24 protein-coding genes are annotated in these 23,261 nt (G+C 60.4%); all 24 read right to left on the minus strand.

Annotated elements, in window-relative coordinates:
* Positions 1–11: 11 nt before the first annotated feature.
* Positions 12–752 carry a flagellar motor protein gene (locus H8F22_RS05695; protein WP_027922374.1) on the minus strand — a complete coding sequence of 247 codons (741 nt, stop codon included), beginning with the start codon at positions 750–752 and terminating at the stop codon, positions 12–14.
* Positions 752–1,891 carry a protein-glutamate methylesterase/protein-glutamine glutaminase gene (locus tag H8F22_RS05700; protein ID WP_027922373.1) on the minus strand — a complete coding sequence of 380 codons (1,140 nt, stop codon included), beginning with the start codon at positions 1,889–1,891 and terminating at the stop codon, positions 752–754. Before H8F22_RS05700 ends, H8F22_RS05695 begins: the two co-directional genes overlap by 1 nt.
* 49 nt (positions 1,892–1,940) lie before the next feature.
* The gene (locus H8F22_RS05705) at positions 1,941–4,181 is read right to left on the minus strand and encodes a chemotaxis protein CheA (protein ID WP_194939828.1); all 2,241 of its coding nucleotides are present in this window, start codon (positions 4,179–4,181) and stop codon (positions 1,941–1,943) included.
* Between the two features lie 54 nt (positions 4,182–4,235).
* Complete coding sequence (locus tag H8F22_RS05710) at positions 4,236–5,024, minus strand: protein phosphatase CheZ (protein WP_027922371.1); 789 nt, start codon at positions 5,022–5,024, stop codon at positions 4,236–4,238.
* Between the two features lie 22 nt (positions 5,025–5,046).
* Positions 5,047–5,418, minus strand: coding sequence for a chemotaxis response regulator CheY (locus tag H8F22_RS05715; RefSeq protein ID WP_003183998.1), 372 nt, complete (start codon positions 5,416–5,418; stop codon positions 5,047–5,049).
* Positions 5,419–5,585: 167 nt separating this feature from the next.
* Entirely contained in the window at positions 5,586–6,326 is a 741-nt protein-coding gene (gene fliA, locus H8F22_RS05720; RefSeq protein WP_007894214.1) for an RNA polymerase sigma factor FliA, read from the minus strand.
* Complete coding sequence (gene fleN / locus H8F22_RS05725; protein WP_003222917.1) at positions 6,323–7,153, minus strand: flagellar synthesis regulator FleN; 831 nt, start codon at positions 7,151–7,153, stop codon at positions 6,323–6,325. The genes fliA and fleN overlap by 4 nt, the downstream gene beginning before the upstream one ends.
* A 116-nt stretch (positions 7,154–7,269) precedes the next feature.
* Positions 7,270–8,604 (minus strand): flagellar biosynthesis protein FlhF, encoded by a 1,335-nt coding sequence (gene flhF, locus H8F22_RS05730; RefSeq protein ID WP_194939829.1) that lies wholly within the window; start codon positions 8,602–8,604, stop codon positions 7,270–7,272.
* Between the two features lie 11 nt (positions 8,605–8,615).
* Positions 8,616–10,745, minus strand: a complete 2,130-nt coding sequence (gene flhA / locus H8F22_RS05735) for a flagellar biosynthesis protein FlhA (protein ID WP_027922369.1) — start codon at positions 10,743–10,745, stop codon at positions 8,616–8,618.
* A gap of 169 nt (positions 10,746–10,914) precedes the next feature.
* The gene (gene flhB / locus H8F22_RS05740) at positions 10,915–12,054 is read right to left on the minus strand and encodes a flagellar biosynthesis protein FlhB (RefSeq protein WP_059181377.1); all 1,140 of its coding nucleotides are present in this window, start codon (positions 12,052–12,054) and stop codon (positions 10,915–10,917) included.
* 3 nt (positions 12,055–12,057) lie between these two features.
* Positions 12,058–12,843, minus strand: a complete 786-nt coding sequence (fliR, locus tag H8F22_RS05745) for a flagellar biosynthetic protein FliR (protein WP_027922367.1) — start codon at positions 12,841–12,843, stop codon at positions 12,058–12,060.
* Positions 12,844–12,846: 3 nt separating this feature from the next.
* Positions 12,847–13,116: a flagellar biosynthesis protein FliQ gene (gene fliQ, locus H8F22_RS05750; RefSeq protein ID WP_007948918.1), complete on the minus strand. Its 270-nt coding sequence runs from the start codon at positions 13,114–13,116 to the stop codon at positions 12,847–12,849.
* The gene (gene fliP, locus H8F22_RS05755; RefSeq protein WP_027922366.1) at positions 13,113–13,871 is read right to left on the minus strand and encodes a flagellar type III secretion system pore protein FliP; all 759 of its coding nucleotides are present in this window, start codon (positions 13,869–13,871) and stop codon (positions 13,113–13,115) included. Before fliP ends, fliQ begins: the two co-directional genes overlap by 4 nt.
* Positions 13,871–14,317, minus strand: a complete 447-nt coding sequence (fliO, locus tag H8F22_RS05760; protein ID WP_059181378.1) for a flagellar biosynthetic protein FliO — start codon at positions 14,315–14,317, stop codon at positions 13,871–13,873. Before fliO ends, fliP begins: the two co-directional genes overlap by 1 nt.
* Positions 14,318–14,776 carry a flagellar motor switch protein FliN gene (gene fliN / locus H8F22_RS05765; RefSeq protein ID WP_027922364.1) on the minus strand — a complete coding sequence of 153 codons (459 nt, stop codon included), beginning with the start codon at positions 14,774–14,776 and terminating at the stop codon, positions 14,318–14,320.
* A 68-nt stretch (positions 14,777–14,844) separates the two neighbouring features.
* On the minus strand, positions 14,845–15,813 hold the full coding sequence (gene fliM, locus H8F22_RS05770; protein ID WP_027922363.1) for a flagellar motor switch protein FliM: 969 nt from the start codon (positions 15,811–15,813) through the stop codon (positions 14,845–14,847).
* Between the two features lie 9 nt (positions 15,814–15,822).
* Positions 15,823–16,320, minus strand: coding sequence for a flagellar basal body-associated protein FliL (fliL, locus tag H8F22_RS05775; RefSeq protein ID WP_027922362.1), 498 nt, complete (start codon positions 16,318–16,320; stop codon positions 15,823–15,825).
* Positions 16,321–16,542: 222 nt separating this feature from the next.
* Complete coding sequence (locus tag H8F22_RS05780) at positions 16,543–17,931, minus strand: flagellar hook-length control protein FliK (RefSeq protein ID WP_194939830.1); 1,389 nt, start codon at positions 17,929–17,931, stop codon at positions 16,543–16,545.
* A 103-nt stretch (positions 17,932–18,034) separates the two neighbouring features.
* Positions 18,035–18,382: an Hpt domain-containing protein gene (locus H8F22_RS05785; RefSeq protein WP_027922360.1), complete on the minus strand. Its 348-nt coding sequence runs from the start codon at positions 18,380–18,382 to the stop codon at positions 18,035–18,037.
* A 30-nt stretch (positions 18,383–18,412) separates the two neighbouring features.
* Entirely contained in the window at positions 18,413–20,116 is a 1,704-nt protein-coding gene (locus H8F22_RS05790) for an ATP-binding SpoIIE family protein phosphatase (protein ID WP_027922359.1), read from the minus strand.
* Between the two features lie 5 nt (positions 20,117–20,121).
* On the minus strand, positions 20,122–20,433 hold the full coding sequence (locus H8F22_RS05795) for an STAS domain-containing protein (protein ID WP_027922358.1): 312 nt from the start codon (positions 20,431–20,433) through the stop codon (positions 20,122–20,124).
* Between the two features lie 214 nt (positions 20,434–20,647).
* Positions 20,648–21,097 carry a flagellar export protein FliJ gene (gene fliJ / locus H8F22_RS05800; protein WP_027922357.1) on the minus strand — a complete coding sequence of 150 codons (450 nt, stop codon included), beginning with the start codon at positions 21,095–21,097 and terminating at the stop codon, positions 20,648–20,650.
* A gap of 6 nt (positions 21,098–21,103) precedes the next feature.
* Positions 21,104–22,462, minus strand: a complete 1,359-nt coding sequence (gene fliI, locus H8F22_RS05805) for a flagellar protein export ATPase FliI (protein WP_027922356.1) — start codon at positions 22,460–22,462, stop codon at positions 21,104–21,106.
* On the minus strand, positions 22,452–23,261 hold the full coding sequence (fliH, locus tag H8F22_RS05810; RefSeq protein ID WP_027922355.1) for a flagellar assembly protein FliH: 810 nt from the start codon (positions 23,259–23,261) through the stop codon (positions 22,452–22,454). The genes fliI and fliH overlap by 11 nt, the downstream gene beginning before the upstream one ends.

A 23,261-nucleotide genomic window follows, 5' to 3' on the forward strand; every position in this document is an offset into this window, starting at 1 on the left:
CATGTCTCCCATCAATCCATGAAGCCCTGAAGCTTCAACTCAATAGAGCGAGGGTTTTCACCTTCAGCGATCGACAGGATCCCTTCCAGCAACATTTCGCGATAACGCGACTGACGCAAGGCCACGGACTTGAGCTTGGAGGCAATCGGCAGCAACACCAGGTTGGCACTGGCCACACCGTAGATGGTCGCGACGAAGGCCACGGCAATGCCGCTGCCCAGTTGGGTCGGATCGGCCAGGTTGCCCATGACATGGATCAGGCCCATCACTGCCCCGATAATCCCGATGGTCGGCGCGTAGCCGCCCATGCTTTCAAAGACTTTGGCGGCCTCGATGTCGCGGCTTTCCTGGGTGTAGAAATCCACTTCCAGGATGCTGCGAATCGCTTCCGGTTCGGCACCGTCAACCAGCAGTTGCAGGCCTTTGCGCGAGTAGCTGTCAGGTTCGGCATCGGCCACCCCTTCCAGGCCGAGCAGGCCTTCCTTGCGGGCGGTCAGGCTCCAGTTCACCACGCGATCAATGCCACCGGCCAGGTCAACGCGCGGCGGAAACAGAATCCAGCCAAGGATTTGCATGGCGCGCTTGAAGGCGCTCATCGGCGATTGCAACAAGGCTGCGCCGATGGTGCCACCCAATACGATCAGGGCTGCCGGGCCGTTGGCCAGCGCGCCAAGGTGGCCTCCTTCAAGGTAATTGCCGCCAATGATGGCGACGAACGCCATGATGATGCCAATCAGGCTTAAAACATCCATCAGATACACGCCTCGACCAGGTGCTTGCCAATATCTTCCAACCCGTAGATCGCATCGGCGAGATCGGCTTTGACGATGGCCATCGGCATGCCGTAGATCACGCAACTGGCTTCATCCTGAGCCCAGATCGCGCTGCCGCTCTGTTTGAGCAGGCGAGCCCCTTCACGACCGTCGGCGCCCATGCCGGTCAGCACGACCGCCAGAACTTTGTCACCGTAGGACTTGGCAGCAGAACCGAAGGTGATGTCCACGCTTGGTTTGTAATTCAGACGCTCGTCGCCCGGCAGGATTTTCACCGCGCCACGGCCATCGATCATCATTTGCTTGCCACCCGGTGCCAGCAACGCCAGGCCAGGACGCAGGATGTCGCCATCCTCGGCTTCCTTGACGCTGATCCGGCAGAGCTTGTCCAGGCGTTCGGCGAAGGCCTTGGTGAACGCCGCCGGCATGTGCTGGATCAATACCAGCGGCGCCGGGAAGTTGGCCGGCAACTGGGTCAGGACCCGTTGCAGCGCTACCGGACCGCCCGTGGACGTGCCGATGGCCACCAGTTTGTAGGCTTTGCGTTTTGGTGCAGGCGACGATGGGCCGGACGACACAGGCGCATGGGTGCGTGCCGGAATCGGCGCCGGCGCCGGACGCGACGGTGCATGGCTGCCGTAACTGCTGGCGCTTGCAGGCGCAGGAGTTGGAGCAGGCGCGGCGACCGGGGCCGGAGCACTGTAGGTATTGGCGCGACGGTTACTGCGCGAAATGCTCAGGATCTTTTCGCACAGCAGTTGCTTGACCTTCTCCGGGTTACGGGAGATGTCTTCGAAATTCTTCGGCAGGAAATCCACGGCGCCGGCATCCAGCGCATCGAGGGTGACCCGGGCGCCTTCGTGGGTCAGCGAGGAGAACATCAACACCGGCGTCGGGCAGCGCTGCATGATGTGCCGCACGGCCGTGATGCCGTCCATCATGGGCATTTCGTAGTCCATTGTGATCACGTCCGGCTTGAGGGCCAGGGCCTGATCGATCGCCTCTTTTCCGTTGGTCGCCGTGCCGACGACCTGGATATTCGAATCCGCTGAAAGAATTTCCGAGACGCGGCGGCGGAAAAACCCCGAATCGTCCACCACCAGGACTTTGACTGCCATAAACACTCCGTTAGACGGAGCGAGGCTCAGTCGCCCCGCTCCACCAGAATCAAATACGCCGCGTGGCGTAACGCTTGAGCATGCTCGGAACATCGAGAATCAGCGCAATGCGGCCGTCACCGGTGATGGTGGCGCCCGACATGCCCGGGGTTCCCTGGAGCATTTTGCCCAATGGCTTGATGACCACTTCTTCCTGGCCCACCAACTGATCGACGACAAAGCCGATCCGCTGCGTGCCCACCGAAAGGATCACCACATGGCCTTCGCGCTGCTCTTCGTGAGCGGCGGAGCTGACCAGCCAGCGCTTGAGGTAAAACAGTGGCAGCGCCTTGTCGCGCACGATCACCACTTCCTGACCATCCACCACGTTGGTGGTCGACAGGTCGAGGTGGAAGATCTCGTTGACGTTCACCAGCGGGAATGCAAACGCCTGGTTGCCGAGCATGACCATCAGCGTCGGCATGATCGCCAGGGTCAGCGGGACCTTGATGACGATCTTCGAGCCCTGGCCCTTGGTCGAGTAGATGTTGATCGAACCGTTGAGCTGGGAAATCTTGGTTTTCACCACGTCCATGCCCACGCCACGACCCGACACGTCGGAGATCTCGGTCTTGGTCGAGAACCCTGGCGCGAAAATCAGGTTGTAGCACTCGGTGTCGCTCAAGCGATCCGCCGCATCCTTGTCCATCACACCGCGTTTTACCGCGATGGAACGCAGGACGTGCGGGTCCATGCCTTTGCCGTCATCGGAGATCGACAGCAGGATGTGGTCACCTTCCTGTTCCGCCGCAAGTACGACTCGACCGCCACGGGACTTGCCCGAGGCTTCGCGTTCTTCCGGCGACTCGATGCCGTGGTCGACCGCGTTGCGCACCAAGTGGACCAGCGGGTCGGCCAGGGCCTCGACGAGGTTCTTGTCGAGGTCGGTTTCTTCGCCGACCAGTTCCAGGTTGATCTCTTTCTTGAGCTGGCGAGCCAGGTCGCGAACCAGGCGCGGGAAGCGCCCGAAGACTTTCTTGATCGGTTGCATCCGGGTCTTCATGACCGCGGTTTGCAGGTCAGCCGTGACCACGTCGAGGTTCGACACCGCCTTGGACATGGCTTCGTCGGCACTGTTGGCACCCAGGCGAACCAGGCGGTTACGCACCAGTACCAGTTCGCCGACCATGTTCATGATTTCGTCGAGACGCGCGGTATCGACCCGCACGGTGGTCTCGGCTTCGCTCGCCGGTTTTTCCGGTGGCGGCGCAGCCGGAGCACGGGCCGGGGCCGGTGCAGCAGCGGCAGCCGGTTTCGGTGCCTCGGCTTTCGGTTCTGGTGCCTTGGCCACCGGTGCCGCTGCCTTGGCAGCGGGCGCCGGGGCAGTGACGACAGTGCCTGTCGCCACATCGGTGAACTTGCCTTTACCGTGCAATTCGTCGAGCAGCGATTCGAACTCGTGATCGGAGATCAGATCCCCACCCACCGCCGCCGCAGTTGGCGCAGGTGTAGTCGGTACCGAAGCAATGGCCGACTCCAGCGCATCCACCGCAAAGTTGCCTTTGCCGTGCAACTGGTCGAGCAGTGCTTCAAATTCGTCGTCGGTAATGTCGGAGCTGTCGCCCGCCGCTTTTGGCGCAGCCGGTGCGGCTGGCGCAGGGGCCACGGCATCAACGGCGAACTGGCCTTTGCCGTGCAATTGATCGAGCAACGACTCGAACTCGGCATCGGTGATTTCGTCGCTGGCAGTAGCATCGCTGACAGGCGTTGGTGCTGCAGCCACTGGCGCTTCGGCCTGAGCCTTGACGGCGTTCAGCGAGTCCAGCAGTTGTTCGAATTCGTTATCGGTGATGTCGCCCGATTCGCTTTCGGCGGCAGGTGCTTCAGCCACGTGAGCAACCGGAGCAGCTTCATCTGCCGTTTGCGGCTCGGCCAGACGGGCCAGGGCCTCCAGCAATTCAGGTGTCGCCGCCGTAACCGGGCTGCGCTCGCGGACCTCGCCGAACATGCTGTTCACCGCGTCCAGCGCTTCGAGGACCACGTCCATCAGTTCCGAATCGACGCGACGCTCACCCTTGCGCAGGATGTCGAACACGTTTTCGGCGATGTGGCAGCACTCCACCAGCTCGTTGAGCTGGAGGAAGCCGGCGCCCCCTTTTACAGTGTGAAAACCGCGAAAAATTGCATTGAGCAAGTCCGCATCATCCGGTCGGCTTTCCAGCTCGACCAGTTGTTCGGACAGTTGCTCTAGAATCTCGCCGGCCTCAACCAGGAAATCCTGAAGGATCTCTTCATCGGCGCCGAAGCTCATTAAGGGGGTGCTCCTACAGGTCTAAAAACCTAAAAAACCTAGAATGCTGAAACGCTAAAATCCCAGGCTGGATAGCAAATCGTCCACATCGTCCTGACCGGACACAACGTCTTCTCTTTTATCGGCATGAATCTGCGGACCTTCACCCTGAGAGAGATGTTTTTGTGGATCTTTTTCGGCGAGCATCGATTCACGGTCATGTTCGATACCCGCAAAGCGGTCTACCTGGCTGGCCATGAGGACGAGCTTGAGCAAATTGCTTTCAACTTCGGTGACCAACTGGGTCACGCGCTTGATCACCTGACCGGTGAGGTCCTGGTAATCCTGAGCCAGCAGGATGTCGTTGAGGTTGCTCGACACCGTGCGGTTGTCCTCGGTGCTGCGTGTCAGGAAACCGTCGACGCGGCGGGCCAGCTCACGAAACTCTTCAGCCCCGACTTCGCGGCGCATGAACCGGCTCCAGTCCGTGCTCAACGCCTGGGCTTCTTCGCTCAGGCTGTTGACCAGCGGCGTGGCGCTTTCCACCAGGTCCATGGTGCGGTTGGCCGCGGCCTCGGTCAGCTTGACCACATACCCCAGGCGCTCGGTGGCGTCCGTGATCTGCGACACTTCCTCGGCTTGCGGCATGTTCGGGTCAATCTGGAAATTGACGATCGCGCTGTGCAGCTCGCGAGTGAGCTTGCCCACTTCCTGATACAGGCCACGGTCACGGGTCTGATTGAGCTCATGGATCAGTTGCACAGCCTCGCCGAACCTGCCTTTTTCAAGGCTGGCGACCAGTTCGACGGCATGTTTTTTCAGGGTCGATTCAAAATCGCCCTGTGAAGATTCTTTATGCTCCATAGCTCCCCCGTGGCGCAGTGGATCAACCGATGCGTTCGAAAATCTTCTCGATTTTTTCTTTCAACGCCTGGGCCGTGAAGGGTTTGACCACATAGCCGTTTACACCGGCCTGGGCCGCTTCGATGATCTGCTCGCGCTTGGCTTCAGCGGTCACCATCAACACCGGCAGGTGCTTGAGCTTTTCATCGGCGCGCACGTGGCGCAGCAGATCGATACCGGTCATGCCAGGCATGTTCCAGTCCGTTACCAGAAAGTCGATGCTCCCGCTGTTGAGAACCGGAATGGCGGTAGTGCCATCGTCAGCCTCGACCGTGTTGGTGAACCCAAGGTCACGCAACAGGTTTTTTATGATCCGCCGCATCGTTGAGAAGTCATCAACGATGAGGATTTTCATGTTCTTGTCCAATTCGACCTCCAAGCAGTCTTAAACGCGCCCAGCACCTGGACGCGCCATTTCAATCAATTCGGCAATTCACTCGATGACTGTCTGGAGCACAACAGATCGCGACCGGTGCCGTTCAAATCCGCACCAGCCCCGTTCGCAGTGTCCCCACACTGCCTTCAGCGCGCTCGCCACTCCCCCAAACGCCCCCGCAAACGGGCCGCGCACTGGCTGTGTAACTGGCTGACCCGCGATTCGCTGACCCCCAGGACCTCACCGATTTCCTTGAGATTCAACTCTTCGTCGTAGTACAGCGCCAACACCAGTCGCTCGCGCTCCGGCAAATTGGCAATCGCGTCCGCCAGCGCCGCCTGGAAGCGTTCATCTTCCAGATCGCGTGACGGCTCGAGATGAGCACTCGCGCCATCCTCGTGCAGCCCTTCGTGTTCGCCGTCCTGCAACAGATCGTCGAAACTGAATAAGCGGCTGCCCAGGGTGTCGTTCAAAATCCCGTAATAATCGTCGAGACTCAATTGGAGTTCGGCCGCAACCTCGTGATCTTTAGCGTCACGGCCGGTTTTAGCTTCAATAGAGCGAATTGCGTCACTGACCATACGGGTATTTCGGTGGACCGAACGTGGCGCCCAGTCCCCCTTGCGTACTTCATCGAGCATGGCGCCGCGGATTCGTATGCCCGCGTACGTCTCGAAACTGGCGCCTTTGCTGGCGTCGTATTTGGTCGATACTTCGAGCAGGCCGATCATCCCGGCCTGGATCAGGTCTTCAACCTGGACACTGGCCGGCAGACGGGCCAGCAAGTGGTAAGCAATGCGTTTGACCAGTGGCGCGTAACGCTCGATCAGCTCGTACTGCGCGTCACGTGCCGACTTCTTGTAGAGGTTGTAGCCACTGGCTGTCATAGGACGGGTCCTGCGGTCTGTTGCACGAGGCGCTCGACGAAAAACTCAAGGTGCCCGCGCGGGTTGGCAGGCAGCGGCCAGGTATCAACTTTCTGCGCGATGGCCTTGAACGCCAGGGCGCACTTGGAACGCGGGAAGGCTTCATACACGGCACGTTGTTTCTGCACAGCCTTGCGCACGCTTTCGTCGTAAGGCACCGCGCCGACGTATTGCAAGGCAACGTCGAGAAAGCGGTCGGTGACCTTGGTCAACTTGGCGAACAGGTTGCGACCTTCTTGCGGGCTCTGGGCCATGTTGGCCAGGACACGGAAGCGGTTCATGCCGTAATCGCGGTTAAGCAGTTTGATCAGCGCGTAGGCGTCGGTGATCGAGGTCGGCTCGTCGCAGACCACCAGCAAGACTTCTTGCGCTGCGCGAACAAAACTGACTACCGAGTCACCTATGCCCGCAGCGGTGTCGATCACCAATACGTCGAGGTTGTCGCCGATGTCGCTGAACGCCTGGATCAGGCCGGCGTGTTGAGCCGGGCTCAAATGAACCATGCTCTGGGTACCGGACGCGGCCGGAACAATTCGAATACCGCCCGGGCCCTGCAACAGAACGTCGCGCAGCTCGCAGCGGCCTTCGATCACGTCGGCCAGGGTACGTTTGGGTGTCAGTCCCAACAGAACGTCGACGTTCGCCAGGCCCAGGTCAGCGTCCAACAGCATGACGCGACGGCCGAGTTCAGCCAGGGCCAGTGACAAATTCACTGACACGTTAGTCTTGCCGACGCCACCTTTGCCGCCGGTCACCGCGATCACCTGTACGGGATGCATGCTGCCCATGTTATTTCTTTACCTTGTCTTGCATAGACGGAGGCCACATTACTGGCTGCGCGTTCGCAAATGGAACAATGCATGGCAGACCATCGATGTAGGTACAAAAACTGTTCATGACTACCTTAGCCAACCTGCTTGGTCGGGCTGTGGTAAATATCAGCGAACATATCAGCCATGGCTTCTTCGCTGGGTTCTTCCTGCATTTGCACGCTCACGGCGCGACTGACCAACTGATGACGGCGCGGCAGATGCAAATCATCCGGAATCCGCGGGCCATCGGTCAGGTACGCCACCGGCAATTCATGACTGATCGCCAGGCTCAGCACCTCGCCCAGACTTGCCGTTTCATCCAGTTTAGTCAGGATGCAGCCAGCGAGCCCGCAGCGCTTGTAACTGTGATAAGCGGCTGTTAGAACCTGTTTTTGGCTGGTGGTTGCGAGCACCAGGTAATTTTTTGATTTGATGCCACGCCCGGCCAGGCTTTCGAGCTGCATGCGCAGGGCGGGATCGCTGGCCTGAAGGCCTGCGGTATCGATCAGCACCACGCGTTTGCGCAGCAGTGGCTCCAGCGCCTGAACCAGCGACTGGCCCGGATCGACGTGGGTCACCGACACATTGAGAATGCGCCCCAGCGTCTTGAGCTGCTCCTGGGCGCCAATGCGAAAGCTGTCCATGCTCACCAGCGCGATGTTCTGCGCGCCGTACTTGAGCACGTAACGGGCCGCGAGCTTGGCCAGGGTGGTGGTCTTGCCCATGCCGGCAGGGCCGACCATGGCAATCACGCCGCCCTCTTCCAGTGGCTCGACTTCCGGTGTGGCAATCATCCGCGCCAGGTGCGCCAGCAACATGCGCCAGGCCTGACGGGGCTCATCGATATCACCGATCATGGCCAGCAGATCGCGCGACAACGGGCCGGACAGGCCGATGCGTTGCAGGCGACGCCAAAGGTTGGCCTGGGCCGGACGACTGCCTTGCAGCTGATTCCAGGCCAGCGAACCGAGCTGTACTTCCATCAGTTCACGCAGGCTGTTGAGTTCGAAGCGCATCGAGTCGAACGCGCGTGGATCAACGCCGCCAGCAGCCGGTGCCGGGGCAGACGCCGAGCGACGCGGTTCGGCGTAGGTCGGTTCGATCAATGGCTCGGCAGCGGTCAGTGGCAGGCCGGCGAACAACTGGCGATTGGTGGTCTTGTCGCCTTCGGTCTCGCCATCGCCACGCAGGCTCAATTCGGCCTGGGCAGTCACAATGCGCGATTGGGTCTTGCGCAGCTCATCCTCGAGTTCCATGTTCGGAACGCGCGGGGCCAGCGCCGACAATTTGTAATCCAGCGCAGCCGTCAGCTCGACACCGCCGGCGATCCGGCGATTGCCAATAATGGCGGCATCGGCGCCCAGCTCATCACGAACCAGTTTCATGGCCTGACGCATATCGGCGGCGAAAAAACGCTTAACTTGCATAAACCACTACCTCAGCCGTTGGGCCCTACTGTCGCAACGATGGTCACTTGCTTGTTGTCAGGGATTTCCTGATAAGCCAACACATGCAAACCCGGGACTGCCAGTCGGCCAAATCGCGACAACATGGCGCGAACCGGGCCGGCCACCAGCAGAATCACCGGCTGACCTTGCATTTCCTGACGCTGCGCCGCATCGATCAACGAGCGCTGCAGCTTCTCTGCCATGCTTGGCTCCAGCAGAACGCCCTCTTCCGAGCCTTGTCCTGCCTTCTGAAGACTATTGAGCAATATCTGTTCCAACCTTGGCTCCAGGGTGATCACTGGTAGCTCGGAGTCAGTACCTACAATGCTTTGGACGATTGCGCGGGATACACCGACCCGCACAGCGGCCACCAAAGCGGCAGTATCTTGACTCTTGGCGGCGTTGTTGGCGATCGCCTCGGCGATGCTGCGAATGTCGCGCACAGGCACCTGTTCGGCCAGCAGCGCTTGCAACACCTTGAGCAGCTGCGACAGCGAAACCACGCCCGGCACCAGCTCTTCAGCCAGTTTAGGCGAGCTTTTGGCCAGCAATTGCATGAGTTGCTGGACTTCTTCATGACCGATCAGTTCGCTGGAGTGCTTGTACAGGATCTGGTTCAAGTGCGTGGCAACCACGGTACTGGCATCGACCACCGTATAACCGAGCGATTGCGCCTGGGCGCGCTGGCTGATTTCGATCCAGACCGCCTCCAGGCCAAAAGCCGGATCTTTGGCGGTTATGCCATTAAGCGTGCCGTAGACCTGCCCCGGGTTGATCGCCAGTTCGCGATCCGGGTAAATCTCGGCTTCTGCCAGGATCACGCCCATGAGCGTGAGGCGGTAGGCACTCGGCGCCAGGTCGAGGTTGTCACGGATATGCACCGTCGGCATCAGGAAGCCCAGGTCCTGGGACAGCTTCTTGCGCACGCCCTTGATCCGCGCCAGCAGTTGCCCCCCCTGATTGCGGTCTACCAGCGGAATCAGGCGATAGCCGACTTCCAGGCCAATCATGTCGATAGGCGTGACGTCATCCCAGCCCAGCTCTTTGGTCTCCATGGCGCGGGCCGGCGATGGCAGCAGTTCCTGCTGACGCTTGACCTCTTGCAGCGCCTGGACCTTGACCACGTTCTGCTTCTTCCAGAACAGGTACGCACCACCGGCAGCGAGAGCAGCCATGCTCAGGAAGGAAAAGTGCGGCATGCCGGGCACCAGGCCCATCACTGCCATCAGTCCCGCCGCGACAGCCAACGCTTTCGGCGAGGCGAACATCTGGCGATTGATTTGCTTGCCCATGTCTTCCGAACCGGAAGCACGGGTCACCATGATCGCGGCGGCCGTGGACAACAGCAGTGATGGCAATTGCGCCACCAAACCGTCACCGATGGTCAACAGCGCGTACACCCGACCGGCATCGCCAAAGGTCATGCCGTGCTGGAAGATACCGACCGCCATGCCGCCGATCAGGTTGATGAACAGAATCAACAGGCCGGCAATGGCGTCACCGCGCACGAATTTGCTGGCACCGTCCATGGAACCGTAGAACTCAGCCTCCTGGGCGACTTCCATCCGGCGCAGTTTGGCCTGGTTCTGATCAATCAGGCCGGCGTTCAAATCGGCGTCGATTGCCATTTGTTTGCCGGGCATCGCATCGAGGGTGAAGCGCGCGCTCACCTCGGAAATCCGCCCGGCACCCTTGGTCACCACGACGAAGTTGATGATCATTAAAATCGCGAAGACCACGATACCGACCACGTAGTTACCGCCGATCACCACCTCACCGAAGGCCTGGATCACCTTACCGGCGGCGGCGTGGCCGTCCTGACCGTGGAGCATCACCACCCGCGTGGAGGCCACGTTCAGCGCCAGTCGCAGCAACGTCGCGACCAGCAGAATGGTCGGGAACACCGCGAAGTCCAGCGGCCGCAAGGCGTAGACGCAGACCAGCAAAACGACGATCGACAGTGCGATATTGAACGTGAAGAACACGTCCAGCAGGAACGGCGGCACCGGCAGCATCATCATGGCCAGCATGACCAGCAGCAACAACGGCACGCCCAGATTGCCCCGACTTAAGTCGGCAACGTTTGTGCGAGCACTGTTGAATAACTGAGAGCGATCCACGGTTTTCCCCGTTCCTTTAAAGCAAACTTTTGACGCCTGAAGCTGGCGCAAAGCGGCTATTGCAAGAAGCCTTCCAACTTTTGCAGAGGAGGTAAATAGAGGGATTGATTGGAGTTTTTTTGTAGCAGCTGTCGAGCCTGCGAGGCTCGACAGCTGCTCCAGGGGTGGGTCAGGAGTCGCGGCGCAGATCCGGTGGAATCGGCAGGTCATCCTTGAGCGGCTCAGGCGGCTTGCCTTTGCCGGCGCGGTGCTGGCGGATCTGGTAGACGTAAGCCAATACCTGGGCGACCGCCAGGTACAGGCCACCGGGTATTTCCTGCTCCAGCTCGGTGGAGTAATAGATCGAACGCGCCAGGGCGGGCGATTCGAGCAGCAAGACATTGTTGGCCACGGCGATTTCGCGGATTTTCAAGGCCAGGAAGTCACTGCCCTTGGCCAGCAGCACCGGCGCGCTGCCTTTGTCCGGGTCGTACTTGAGCGCCACGGCGTAGTGGGTCGGGTTGGTGATGACCACATCGGCCTCGGGAATGGCCGCCATCATCCGCCGTTGCGACATCTCGCGCTGCAACTGGCGGATGCGCTGTTTGACCTCCGGCCGCCCTTCCTGATCCTTGTGCTCGTCGCGCACCTCCTGCTTGGTCATCAGCAGTTTCTTGTGGCTTTCCCACAACTGCACCGGCACGTCGACGGCGGCGATGATGATCAGCCCGCAGGCCATCCACAAGGTGCTCCAGCCCACCACTTGCAGGCTGTGAATGACCGCCATCTCCAACGGCTCGTGCGCGATGCGCATCAGGTCGTCGATGTCGGAAGACAACACCGCCAGTGCCACGAACAGCACGATCAGAAACTTCGCCAACGCCTTGAGCAGCTCGACGATGGCCTTGGCCGAGAACATCCGCTTGAGCCCCGCGCCAGGATTCATGCGACTGAACTTCGGTGCCATGGAACCCGCTGCGAACAACCAGCCACCCAGGGAAATCGGACCGATCAACGCGGCCAGCAGCAAGGTGATCATCAACGGCTGAATCGCCACCAGCGCAATCTGCCCCGAATGCAGGAGGAAGGTGCCCATGTTGCGTTGATCCAGAATCACTTCCCGCGAGAGCGTGAAGTTCATCCGCATCAGCTCCATCATTTCCTGCGCGAGGGCGCCGCCGAAAACCAGCAGGCCGCCGGCGCCGGCGAGCATGATCGCCAGGGTGTTGAGCTCCTTGGAACGCGCAATCTCACCCTTGTCCCGTGAGTCTTTTTTGCGCTTCTCCGTGGGGTCTTCTGTTTTGTCCTGACCGCTTTCGCTCTCAGCCATGACTCAGCGCGCCCGTGCGAGTTCGCGTAAAAACTGCAAGGCCTCGGTGGCCAGCGGTTGATACTGATTGATGATGTCCGCCAGCCCGACCCAGACGATGAACAGCCCGAGCACCAGGGTCAGCGGAAAACCGATAGAGAAGATATTCAGCTGCGGCGCGGCCCGGGTCATCACGCCGAACGCGATGTTGACTACCAGCAGCGCCGTGATCGCTGGCAACACCAACAACAACGCCGCACCGAGGACCCAGCCGAGCTTGCCGGCCAGTTCCCAGAAATGATTGACCAACAATCCGCTGCCAACCGGCAGGGTGGTGAAGCTTTCAGTCAGGACTTCGAACACCACCAGATGCCCGTTCATAGACAGGAACAGCAGTGTCACCAGCATGGTGAAGAACTGCCCGATCACCGCCACCGAAACGCCGTTGGTGGGGTCGACCATCGACGCGAAGCCCATGCCCATCTGAATGGAAACGATCTGCCCGGCGACCACGAAGGCCTGAAAGAACAGCTGTAAGGAAAAACCCAGAATCGCGCCAATCAGGATCTGCTCGGCGATCAGCAGCAGCCCACTCAAGTCCAGCGCATTGACCGGCGGCATCGGCGGCAGCCCCGGAGCGATCACCACGGTGATCGCCAACGCAAAGTACAAACGCACACGTTTGGGCACCAGCGTTGTACCGAACACCGGCATGACCATCAGCAGGGCGCCGATGCGAAACAGCGGCAACATGAACGTCGCCACCCAGGTACTGATCTGGGTGTCGGTCAGCTGCAACAGCGACGGCATGGTTTAGCCAATGACCTGAGGAATGCTGCCGTACAACTGCAGGATGTATTCCATGAACGTCTGCACCAGCCATGGGCCGGCAACGATCAGCGTGACCAGCATGACCAGCAAGCGCGGGAGGAAGCTCAGGGTCTGTTCGTTGATCTGCGTGGCGGCCTGGAACATCGCCACCAACAGGCCGACCAGCAGGCTCGGGATCACCAGCACGGCAACCATCATCGTGGTCAGCCACAGCGCTTCGCGAAAGATGTCTACCGCGACTTCCGGCGTCATGGCGAGACACCGCCGAAGCTGCTCGCCAACGTACCGATGATCAACGCCCAGCCATCCACCAGCACGAACAACATGATCTTGAACGGCAGGGAAATGATCAGTGGCGAGAGCATCATCATGCCCATCGCCATCAGCACACTGGCCACCACCAGGTCGATGATCAGGAACGGAATGAAAATCATGAAGCCGATCTGGAACGCGGTTTTCAGCTCAGACGTGACAAACGCCGGCACCAGAATGGTCAGCGGCGCCTGATCGGGCGACGCGATGTCGGTGCGCTTGGACAGGCGCATGAACAATTCAAGATCGCTGCTGCGCGTCTGCGCCAGCATGAAGTCCTTGATCGGCACCTGAGCCTTGGCGACGGCATCCTGGGCGGTCAGTTTTTCCGCCAGATACGGCTGCAAGGCGTCCTGATTCACCCGGTCAAACACCGGCGCCATAATGAACAGCGTCAGAAACAGCGCCATGCCCGTGAGGATCTGGTTCGACGGTGTCTGTTGCAGGCCCAGGGCCTGGCGCAGGATCGAGAAGACAATGATGATCCGCGTGAAGCTGGTCATCAGCATGACGAACGCCGGGATGAAACTCAGCGCGGTCATGATCAGCAGGATTTGCAGGCTGACCGAGTATTCCTGAGCACCATTGGCGTTGGTGCCCAAGGTGATCGCAGGGATCGACAACGGATCGGCGGCGAACGCCAGCGGCGCAGCCAGCATCAGGGCCAGCGTCAAGACGATGCGTAACGCACCCATTACTTCTTATCCTTTTGATCCTTGCCGAGCATCTCCAATAGACGCTGGGCAAACTCCGGGGTCGCTTTTTCAGTCACGCCCGGCACTTGCACCGGCTCTTTGAGCACATGCAACGCGGTGATGGTGCCAGGACTGAGGCCAAGCAGAATCTGTTCGTTGCCGACCTGCACCAGCATCAGACGATCACGGGGACCGAGTGCGCGGGAACCGATCAACTCGATCACCTGCCCTTTGCCGGCCGGCCCGGCCTGCTGGACCCGGCGCAACAGCCAGGCGAGGAAGAAGATCAACCCCAGCACCAGCAGCAAGCCGAAGACCAACTGCGTCAATTGCCCGGCCACGCCACTGCTGACCGCCGGCGCGGCCGCCGTCGTAGCGGTCGCAACCGTCTCGGCGGCCAGCGCACTGAAGGGCATCGCCAGTACACACCCCAGAACCTTTTTCACTTAGCGCAGCTTCTTGATGCGTTCGCTTGGGCTGATCACGTCCGTCAGGCGAATGCCGAACTTCTCGTTGACCACGACCACTTCGCCGTGAGCGATCAGCGTGCCGTTGACCAGTACGTCCAGCGGCTCACCGGCCAGACGATCGAGCTCGATCACCGAACCCTGGTTGAGTTGCAGCAGGTTACGGATGTTGATGTCGGTGCTGCCCACTTCCATGGAAATCGACACCGGGATATCAAGGATCACGTCCAGGTTCGGACCTTCCAGACTCACCGGGTCGTTGTTCTTCGCCACGCTGCCGAACTCTTCCATCGGCAGACGGTTGGACGACGAGCCAGCGGTATCGGCGGCCAGCAAGGCGTCGATATCGTCCTGACCGGCGTCACCGGTTTCTTCCAGGGCCGCAGCCCATTCATCAGCCAGCGCCTGGTCGTCCTGCGCGTTCATATCGTCGTTCATCATTTGTCCTCGGCGGGCAAAAATTCGGTTAGTAGCAGTCTGTTAAAACAAGGAGGTTTGAGCGCCGGTCAGCGGCGCTCGATCGGCTCGATCACCTGCAACGCAAGGTTGCCTTTGTGCGAGCCCATCTTGACCTTGAACGCAGGCACGCCATTGGCGCGCATGATCATTTCTTCCGGCATCTCGACCGGGATGATGTCCCCCGGCTGCATGTGCAGGATGTCGCGCAAGCGCAACTGGCGACGCGCAACCGTAGCGCCGATCGGCACGTCGACATCCAGCACGTCCTGACGCAGGGCGTTGACCCAGCGCTCGTCCTGATCGTCGAGGTCCGACTGGAAACCGGCGTCGAGCATTTCGCGCACCGGCTCGATCATCGAGTACGGCATGGTCACGTGCAGGTCACCGCCACCGCCATCGAGTTCGATGTGGAAGGTCGACACCACCACCGCTTCGCTGGGGCCGACGATGTTGGCCATGGCCGGGTTCACTTCCGAGTTGATGTACTCGAAGTTCACTTCCATGATCGCCTGCCAGGCTTCCTTCAAATCGACGAAGGCCTGCTCCAGCACCATGCGCACCACGCGCAGTTCGGTCGGGGTGAATTCACGCCCCTCGATCTTGGCGTGACGGCCATCGCCGCCGAAGAAGTTGTCCACCAGCTTGAACACCAGCTTGGCGTCGAGGATGAACAGCGCAGTGCCGCGCAACGGCTTGATCTTGACCAGGTTGAGGCTGGTCGGCACGTACAGCGAGTGCACGTATTCGCCGAACTTCATCACCTGCACACCACCGACGGCAACGTCCGCCGAGCGGCGCAGCATGTTGAACATGCTGATGCGGGTGTAGCGGGCGAAACGCTCGTTGATCATTTCCAGGGTCGGCATGCGTCCGCGGACGATGCGATCCTGGCTGGTCAGGTCGTAGCTTTTGACGCTGCCGGGCTCAGCAACGTTATCGGTCTGTACCAGACCATCGTCGACGCCATGCAACAGCGCATCGATCTCATCCTGGGACAGCAGGTCCTGCACGGCCATGTCGTGTTCCTACTGCAGTACGAAATTAGTGAAAAGCAACTGTTCGATAACCACTTTGCCGAGTTCTTTTTGCGCCACTTCCTGCACGCTGGCCGTGGCCTTCTGACGCAACATTTCCTGGCCAACCGGCGTGGCCAGGGTGTTGAAATCCTGACCGGAGAACAGCATGACCAGGTTGTTGCGGATCACCGGCATGTGCACCTTGAGCGCGTCCAGATCGGCCTGGTTGCGGCCCTGCATGGTGATGCTCACCTGCATGTAGCGCTGACGGCCATTCTGGTTGTAGTTAGCCACGAAGGCCGGCGCCATGGGCTCGAAAATCGCGGGCTGCTTGCCGACCACGGCGGTTTCCGCCGCAACCGGTTTGCTCTGGGCGCTGTGCATGAAGAACCAGGTCGCCCCCACGGACATGCCGATCGCCAGCAGCAAGGCCACCACGATCAAAACAATCAGCTTGATCTTGCCTTTGGTTGCGGGGTCTTTTACTACTGCTTCGCTCTTCGCCATGCCAATAATCCGTCACTATTCGGGTTTTCACAGTCGCACGGCAAGGCAAGAGCAAGTGTTATGCCAGAAGTGTCGGGAGGGCGCTGGGCGGGGATTTCAGGGACACCACAAAAAATGTAGGAGCGAGCCTGCTCGCGATAAGGCAGTAACATTCAACCGCTTCGTTGACTGTTACACCGCTATCGCGAGCAGGCTCACTCCTACAAGGGTTTTGCGTTTTTATCAGGCGTAGTAGTCGACGGCGCTGGAGCCAATCACGCTGGTAGCAGCTTGCGCCACTTCAGCCACCGTCGGCGCGAGTTCTTCATCCATTGAGTCGAGGCGACCACCACTGGCATGGGTGCGACCACCCTGCCCCTGTTGCGCCTGTTCCTGGCCCTGTCCCTGCCAGCCACGGGACTGGTCGGACACGTTGACGTCGACTTGCCCCATGCCCTGCTGGGTGAACATGTCACGCAGGCGATGCATCTGGCTGTCCAGCGCTTCACGAACGCTTGGATGGGCACTCATGAAGGTGACCTGAGTCTGTTGATCCGGGACCATGTTCACCCGAATGTCCAAGCGCCCCAGTTCGGCCGGTTGCAACTGAATGTCGGCCGCCTTGAGATTGGCGCTGGAGAGGTACATGACCCGATTGACCACTTCTTCGGTCCAGCCACTCTGGTGCATGGCGATCGGCTGATTCACCGGCAAGGCGTTGGCTGTTTTCGGCGTGGCCGCCTGAGTCAATGCCGCCAGACGGTTGGCGAAGTCATCGACACGGGTGTCGCTGCTGGCGGATTTCAGGTCTTTCAGGCCGTCATCGATCAGACCGCTGAACGCCTTCTCGCCGCCCTGGCTGGTACTGTCCTTGTCGGCTTGCACGTCGAGCATGTTCGCCATGCCGGCGGCAAAATTCTGCGCCGAGGTCAGTTCGCCGTCAGCCTGGGCCTGGGCCGGCGACGCTTTGGGCTGGGACTGGCTGGACGCGGAAACGTGACCACTCTGCTCCATGGCCAGGCGCACTGCCGGCAGGGCATCGAGCGGATCGGCTTCAGGATCGAAATCACTGTCGGCGGTTGCAGCGACGGGCGCAGGAGCCGTTTGCGCAGGGGCGGCAGCCGTGGTCGCCGCAACGGGTGATGCCACTGCCGGTTGTGCGGTAACGGCCACCGGCGCAGCGGGCTCGACGGGTGCCGCGATCACCGGCTGCACGACTGCCATCAAGGCTGGATCAAGGGACGGATCGAGGCTTGGGTCGGCTGGCGCGGTGTCGGCCACCGGCGTCTCGGAGGTATCCGGTGCGACATCAATGGCGGCTGCGTCCTCGGCCGGCGCCGGTTTTTCGGCGGGCAAGGAATTGCCGCTATCGGCAACCACAGGTTCCGGGGCGGCAGCCTTGTCACTGCTGCCGTCTGTTTTTGCAGTGCCTTGCGGCGCATTGTCCGTCGCTGGCTTGGCCGGTTTATCAACGGCCGCGACAGGCTTGTCTTGAGCCTGATTGGCGTAGACCTCAGCAAAGCTGGACGCCTTGTCCCCTGGCTCGGCAGCCACCGCCGGGGTATTGGCGGACGCGGCAAGCGTCTTGGCCGCTGTGCTGGCCTGAAGAAGTGAATTAGGGGTAACGGGCATAAACGGTCTCCGCTGCACTGGGATCGTAGGTACAGTGAGCGAGATGTCTGCAAGGGTCGAGCCAGGTTTAACCATCCGGCGCTAAAAGCGCCGGGTGGTCAGGTTACTCGGAGAGAGAACGCTGTTTTTCTGCCTCGTAAAGCGGTCGGACGATGGCGAATTCGCCGTCGATTTCCCCCACCAGCTTTTCAATGCCCGCGAGGCTCTTTTGGTTGGCGCGCTGCTCCAGCTCATGACACAGCTCAGCCAGGCGAGTGGCGCCCATGTTGCTGCTGCTGCCTTTGAAGCTGTGGGCAGCATCCCTGAGTTGCATGGCATCGGCATAATTCTGCAGAAGCTTCAAACGCTCTTCGGAGTCGCGAATGAACGTATCCAGTAGCTCCGGATACTCATCCTCCATCACTTCCTGCAACGCGCTCAGCACGTTTGGGTCCAGATGTGTGTCAGCCACTTGCTCACTCCTTGATCAAGAATGGGTGAATTATGCCAGAGCCTCCCAGGAAAACTCCACGCGTGCGCAACGACCCTCGTCAGACCAACTGGCGTTACGGCCCAACTGGCGGACAAGACTGACACCACGTCCCGACAAACGGACGCCATCCAGGGGGCGTTCCAGCACACGCGCCACGTCAAATCCCTTGCCGCTGTCTTCAACCCGAACGACCAGGCAACCGCCCTTGCCTTCTGGCGTCACCTGCAAATGCACCCGCACAAAACCGTCCTGCAATCCCTCCAACCGCTCATTGCGTAGCTGGTAATAGCGTGCAAAACCCGACGCATCGCGCTTGAGGCTTGAGTCCAACCCCAGCACGCCGTGCTCCAGCGCATTGGAGTACAGCTCGGCGAGCACACTGTAGAGCGCGCCGCTTTGAGCCCGCAACCCGTGGACCTCAAGCAGTAACTGCAAAAGGTACGGCAGCGGATTAAAGCGTTTGAGGGTCTCGGCGCGAAACTCGAAATTCACCGACCAGTCCAGTGGACAGGACTGGCCGCTGTCGGAGTACACCAGCGCCGGCGGCGTCAGTTGCGTCGCCTCCAGCAGGCTGACCTCGACCATGCTCACATCATCCCGGGCCTCACCGCCAAAATTGCGCAGCGCCTGCTTGATTTCCCCAAACAATGCGTCAGGTTGACGATTGGCTGCAAACACCTGCTGCAACCGGTCCACACCAAACAACTGCTCATTGCCATCGCACGTATCGATGACCCCGTCGGACAACAGGAACACTCGGTCCCCGACAGCCATCGGGAACACTTCGGTGCGGTCATTGAACGTTTGCGGGCTCAGCACGCCCAGTGGCAAGTGACGGGCCGTCAGCGGCTTGCGTTCACCCGTGGCGATGGAATGCAGATACCCATCCGGCATTCCGCCATTCCAGACCTCCACCGAGCGTCGCTGAAAGCTCAGGCACAGCAAGGTTGCGCAGCAGAACATGTCCACCGGCAAGATGCGTTTGAGCTTGGCGTTCATCTCGCGCAGGGTTTCGGACAGGCCGTAACCCTTGGCGGTCATGCCATAGAAGACTTCGGCCAGGGGCATGGCGCCCACGGCCGCGGGTAAACCATGGCCGGTGAAATCCCCCAGCAGCACGTGCATGTCGCCCGCCGGGGTAAAGGCAGCCAGCAGCAGATCACCGTTGAACAGCGCATAAGGCGATTGCAGGTAGCGAATATTCGGTGCATTCAGGCAGCCGGAATGCGCGACCTTGTCGAAAACCGCCTTGGCCACCCGCTGCTCATTGAGCAGATAGTCATGATGCCTGCCGATCAGGTCGCGCTGCTGCAACACCGTGGCCTGCAAGCGACGCAAGCGATCCATCGCCTTGATCTTGGCGGCGAGGATCACTGGGTTATAAGGCTTTGCCAGAAAGTCGTCGCCGCCAGCCTCCAGGCATCGGGCCAGGGCTTCGCTTTCGGTAAGCGAGGTCAGGAAGATGATCGGCACCAGGGTTTCCCCGGCGAGCAGCTTGATTTGCCGTGCCGCCTCGAAACCGTCCATCACCGGCATCATCGCGTCCATCAACACCAGGTGCGGTTGCTGCTGACGAAACGTTTCGACCGCCTCGGCACCATTGGCGGCCGTCAGCACGTTATGGCCCTGGCGGCGGACAATGCTCGACAGCAGCATGCGATCGGCCGCGCTGTCTTCGGCGATGAGGATCGTCAGGGGTTCGAGCGACTGCATGGCAGTCAAGTGACGTTGAACAGCTTGTCGAAATTGGAGATGGCGAGGATCTTTCTCACGTCCGAATTGCTGTTGACCACGCGAATGTCGGAGTTGTCACCCCCGGCGTGATCCCGCAACAGTAGCAACATGCCCAGCGCGGAGCTGTCGAGGTAGGTCGCTTCTTTTAAGTCAACCACGACCGAATTCGGCATTTTTCCGCCATTGTGACGCTCGTACGACTCACGAAATTCCTGGTGCTTGGCGAAATCGAATCGCCCCTTGATCGAAATCGTGAGCTTTTTCCCATCCTGGGAGACTTCTGCATTGACTGACATTTAACGGCTTCCCTGTCATTGGCTAACGTGCTGTACAAGGTTTAGCACTTGGTTGGAAGGGGAGCAAGATTGATAGTTTGCAGTGTCTTCGAGTACGCCTTCGCGGGCAAGCCTCGCTCGCACAGGATTCGTGTCGTGCAAAGCAAATACGATCAACACAAGACCTGTGGGAGCGTGGCTTGCCCGTGAAGAACGATGACACGGAACCACTGATTCAATACGGATCCTGTCTGGGCAAGCGCTGCGACAACTCATCGAGCAATTTCTGCTCACGCTTGTCTTCCAGCTGCCGTGCCTCGTCCATGTAGCGCTGTACAAGTTTTCGCAGGCCTTCGACACGGGCAAACGCCTGCTGCCAGGTATCGCGCGCCTTGTTCAGGTTGTTTTGGTGCCAGTTCAGGCTCTGCCGCTGCTGATCGATGGCCGTACCGAGTTGCGCCAGGAAGCCCTGATACCCCAGCAACCACTGGCCGGAAACGCCACTGCTGCCGCGCACGATCCATTGTTCCTGGTATTCGAGGCGGAAGGCTTCAAGGTCGGCGAGCTTGCTTTCCGCCACTCGCACCTGACCCTGAAAATGCCCGAGGCGCATGACTGCGGCTTTCTCGGCCTTTTCGGCCATGTCCACCACGGGCGCCAGGCGCGCGGCTCGGCTCAGTGCCATGGCCGGTTAGCCGCCCGCGGCAGGAGCGAAGATGGACGCGAGATGGTTGACGCTGGCGCCCATGCCGATGTTGTCGTTCAAACCCTGACGCAGGTAAGTGACCATGGCTGGCTGGAGGGAGATCGCGGTGTCGGTTTCACGATCACCGCCCGGCACGTACGCGCCGACGCTGATCAAATCGCGACTCTGCTGATAGCGTGACCAGTACTGCTTGAACATCTGCGCGCGAGCCATGTGTTCCGGACTGACCACCGACGGCATGACCCGGCTGATGGACGCTTCGATGTCGATGGCCGGGTAGTGACCTTCTTCGGCCAGACGCCGGGACAACACAATGTGGCCGTCGAGCACGCCTCGCGCAGCATCGGCAATCGGGTCCTGCTGGTCATCACCTTCGGACAACACGGTGTAGAACGCCGTGATCGAACCACCGCCCTTCTCGGCGTTACCGGCGCGCTCCACCAGTCTGGGCAACTTGGCGAACACCGACGGCGGGTAGCCCTTGGTGGCGGGCGGTTCGCCGATGGCCAGCGCGATTTCCCGCTGGGCCTGGGCGAAACGGGTCAGGGAATCCATGAGCAACAGGACGTTCTTGCCCTTGTCGCGAAAATATTCGGCGATACGCGTGCAGTACATCGCCGCGCGCAGACGCATCAGCGGCGCATCGTCCGCCGGCGACGCCACGACCACGGAACGCTTGAGCCCTTCTTCACCGAGAATGTGCTCGATGAATTCTTTAACTTCTCGACCCCGCTCACCGATCAGCCCGACGACGATAATGTCGGCTTCGGTGAAGCGCGTCATCATGCCCAGCAACACCGATTTACCGACACCGGTACCGGCGAACAGCCCGAGCCGCTGACCGCGACCGACCGTCAACAACCCGTTGATCGTACGAATGCCGACATCCAGCGGTTCGCTGATCGGTTCGCGCTTGAGCGGGTTGATGGTGGGGCCGTCCATCGGCACCCAGTCTTCGGCTTTCATCCCGCCCTTGCCGTCCAGCGCACGACCGGCGCCATCAAGCACCCGACCGAGCATGCTCATGCCCATTGGCAAACGACCGGTATCGGCCAGCGGGACCACACGGGCACCGGGCGCAATACCCGCGACGCTGCCGACGGGCATCAGGAAGACTTTGCTGCCGGAGAAGCCCATCACTTCGGCTTCGACTTGCACCGGGTGGTAGCTGTCGTCGTTGATGACCATGCAGCGACTGCCCATGGCGGCGCGCAAGCCTTCGGCTTCGAGGGTCAGGCCGACCATGCGCAGCAAGCGGCCTTCAAGGATCGGCGCGCCAGCCAGTTCAGTGGCCTCGGCGTAACCGCCCAGGCGTTTGGCGAAGCTGGTGCGGTCAAGGCGCATCAGGGACGTCCAGTTCCGCGTCGACCGGCGCGACAGCAGGCTTTTCATCGACCGGCAGTTCCAGATGCAGATCCGGCGCAGACGGATGCAACGCCTGATCGTGCAACTGATCGAACAGTTTGGCCATGACCTGGGCGACGCGGGTTTCGACGGTGGCGTCGATACGGCTGTGTTCGGTTTCAACCCGGCAACCGCCAGGTAACAGCGACTCGTCTTCGACGATGCGCCAGGTTTCTTCGTGGCGCTCGCGCAGGGCTTTGACTTGTTCGAAGTCCTGCGGATTGATGTACAGGCGCACATTGCCCACGCCCAACGGCAGCAGCTTGAGCGCTTCACGCATGACGTGTTCGATCTGCGTCGAGTCGATGGCCAGTTCGCGCTGAATCACTTGTTTGGTGATGTGCTGCACGAGGTCGACCAGGGACTTCTCAATGAAGGTGTCCTGCTCGGCGATAGGCTCGAACAGGTTGACCATCAGCTGCTCAAGACCGGCAATCTTCGGCGCCAACGCTGCTTCGGCTTCCTGACGAACCTTGAGCGTGGTGCTGTGGAATCCTTCTTTCTCGCCCACCGCGAAGCCTTCGTTGTAGGCTTCCTGGCGAATCGCTTCGAGTTCTTCGAGGGTCAGTGGCTGGACTTCGTCCAGCGGCACTTCTTCCATCTCCGGCGGCTCGGGCTCAGGTTCTGGCTCGGGTTCCGGGACGAAAGGGTCGAAACTGGGCAGCGCCCAGACGTCGAAACCGGCAACGTGCTTGCCGCGAATCAGGTCGGTCTGGGACTCATCATGTTTGGACGACAT

This window comes from Pseudomonas mucoides, assembly GCF_015461845.1.
GTDB lineage: Bacteria > Pseudomonadota > Gammaproteobacteria > Pseudomonadales > Pseudomonadaceae > Aquipseudomonas > Aquipseudomonas mucoides.

Excerpts from the sequence above, each read along its gene's own strand:
- fliQ (WP_007948918.1), bottom strand. The coding sequence starts at position 13,116 with ATGACGCCGGAAGTCGCGGTAGACATCTTTCGCGAAGCGCTGTGGCTG.
- flhF (WP_194939829.1), bottom strand. The coding sequence starts at position 8,604 with ATGCAAGTTAAGCGTTTTTTCGCCGCCGATATGCGTCAGGCCATGAAA.
- fliP (WP_027922366.1), bottom strand. The coding sequence starts at position 13,871 with ATGGGTGCGTTACGCATCGTCTTGACGCTGGCCCTGATGCTGGCTGCG.
- H8F22_RS05710 (WP_027922371.1), bottom strand. The coding sequence starts at position 5,024 with ATGGAGCATAAAGAATCTTCACAGGGCGATTTTGAATCGACCCTGAAA.
- H8F22_RS05715 (WP_003183998.1), bottom strand. The coding sequence starts at position 5,418 with ATGAAAATCCTCATCGTTGATGACTTCTCAACGATGCGGCGGATCATA.
- fleN (WP_003222917.1), bottom strand. The coding sequence starts at position 7,153 with ATGGGCAGCATGCATCCCGTACAGGTGATCGCGGTGACCGGCGGCAAA.
- H8F22_RS05695 (WP_027922374.1), bottom strand. The coding sequence starts at position 752 with ATGGATGTTTTAAGCCTGATTGGCATCATCATGGCGTTCGTCGCCATC.
- fliA (WP_007894214.1), bottom strand. The coding sequence starts at position 6,326 with ATGACAGCCAGTGGCTACAACCTCTACAAGAAGTCGGCACGTGACGCG.
- fliI (WP_027922356.1), bottom strand. The coding sequence starts at position 22,462 with ATGCGCCTTGACCGCACCAGCTTCGCCAAACGCCTGGGCGGTTACGCC.
- H8F22_RS05700 (WP_027922373.1), bottom strand. The coding sequence starts at position 1,891 with ATGGCAGTCAAAGTCCTGGTGGTGGACGATTCGGGGTTTTTCCGCCGC.
- H8F22_RS05795 (WP_027922358.1), bottom strand. The coding sequence starts at position 20,433 with ATGTCAGTCAATGCAGAAGTCTCCCAGGATGGGAAAAAGCTCACGATT.
- fliJ (WP_027922357.1), bottom strand. The coding sequence starts at position 21,097 with ATGGCACTGAGCCGAGCCGCGCGCCTGGCGCCCGTGGTGGACATGGCC.
- H8F22_RS05705 (WP_194939828.1), bottom strand. The coding sequence starts at position 4,181 with ATGAGCTTCGGCGCCGATGAAGAGATCCTTCAGGATTTCCTGGTTGAG.
- H8F22_RS05780 (WP_194939830.1), bottom strand. The coding sequence starts at position 17,931 with ATGCCCGTTACCCCTAATTCACTTCTTCAGGCCAGCACAGCGGCCAAG.
- fliH (WP_027922355.1), bottom strand. The coding sequence starts at position 23,261 with ATGTCGTCCAAACATGATGAGTCCCAGACCGACCTGATTCGCGGCAAG.
- fliN (WP_027922364.1), bottom strand. The coding sequence starts at position 14,776 with ATGAACGACGATATGAACGCGCAGGACGACCAGGCGCTGGCTGATGAA.
- fliR (WP_027922367.1), bottom strand. The coding sequence starts at position 12,843 with ATGCCGTCGCTGTTGCAGCTGACCGACACCCAGATCAGTACCTGGGTG.
- fliL (WP_027922362.1), bottom strand. The coding sequence starts at position 16,320 with ATGGCGAAGAGCGAAGCAGTAGTAAAAGACCCCGCAACCAAAGGCAAG.
- H8F22_RS05790 (WP_027922359.1), bottom strand. The coding sequence starts at position 20,116 with ATGCAGTCGCTCGAACCCCTGACGATCCTCATCGCCGAAGACAGCGCG.
- flhB (WP_059181377.1), bottom strand. The coding sequence starts at position 12,054 with ATGGCTGAGAGCGAAAGCGGTCAGGACAAAACAGAAGACCCCACGGAG.
- fliM (WP_027922363.1), bottom strand. The coding sequence starts at position 15,813 with ATGGCCGTGCAGGACCTGCTGTCCCAGGATGAGATCGATGCGCTGTTG.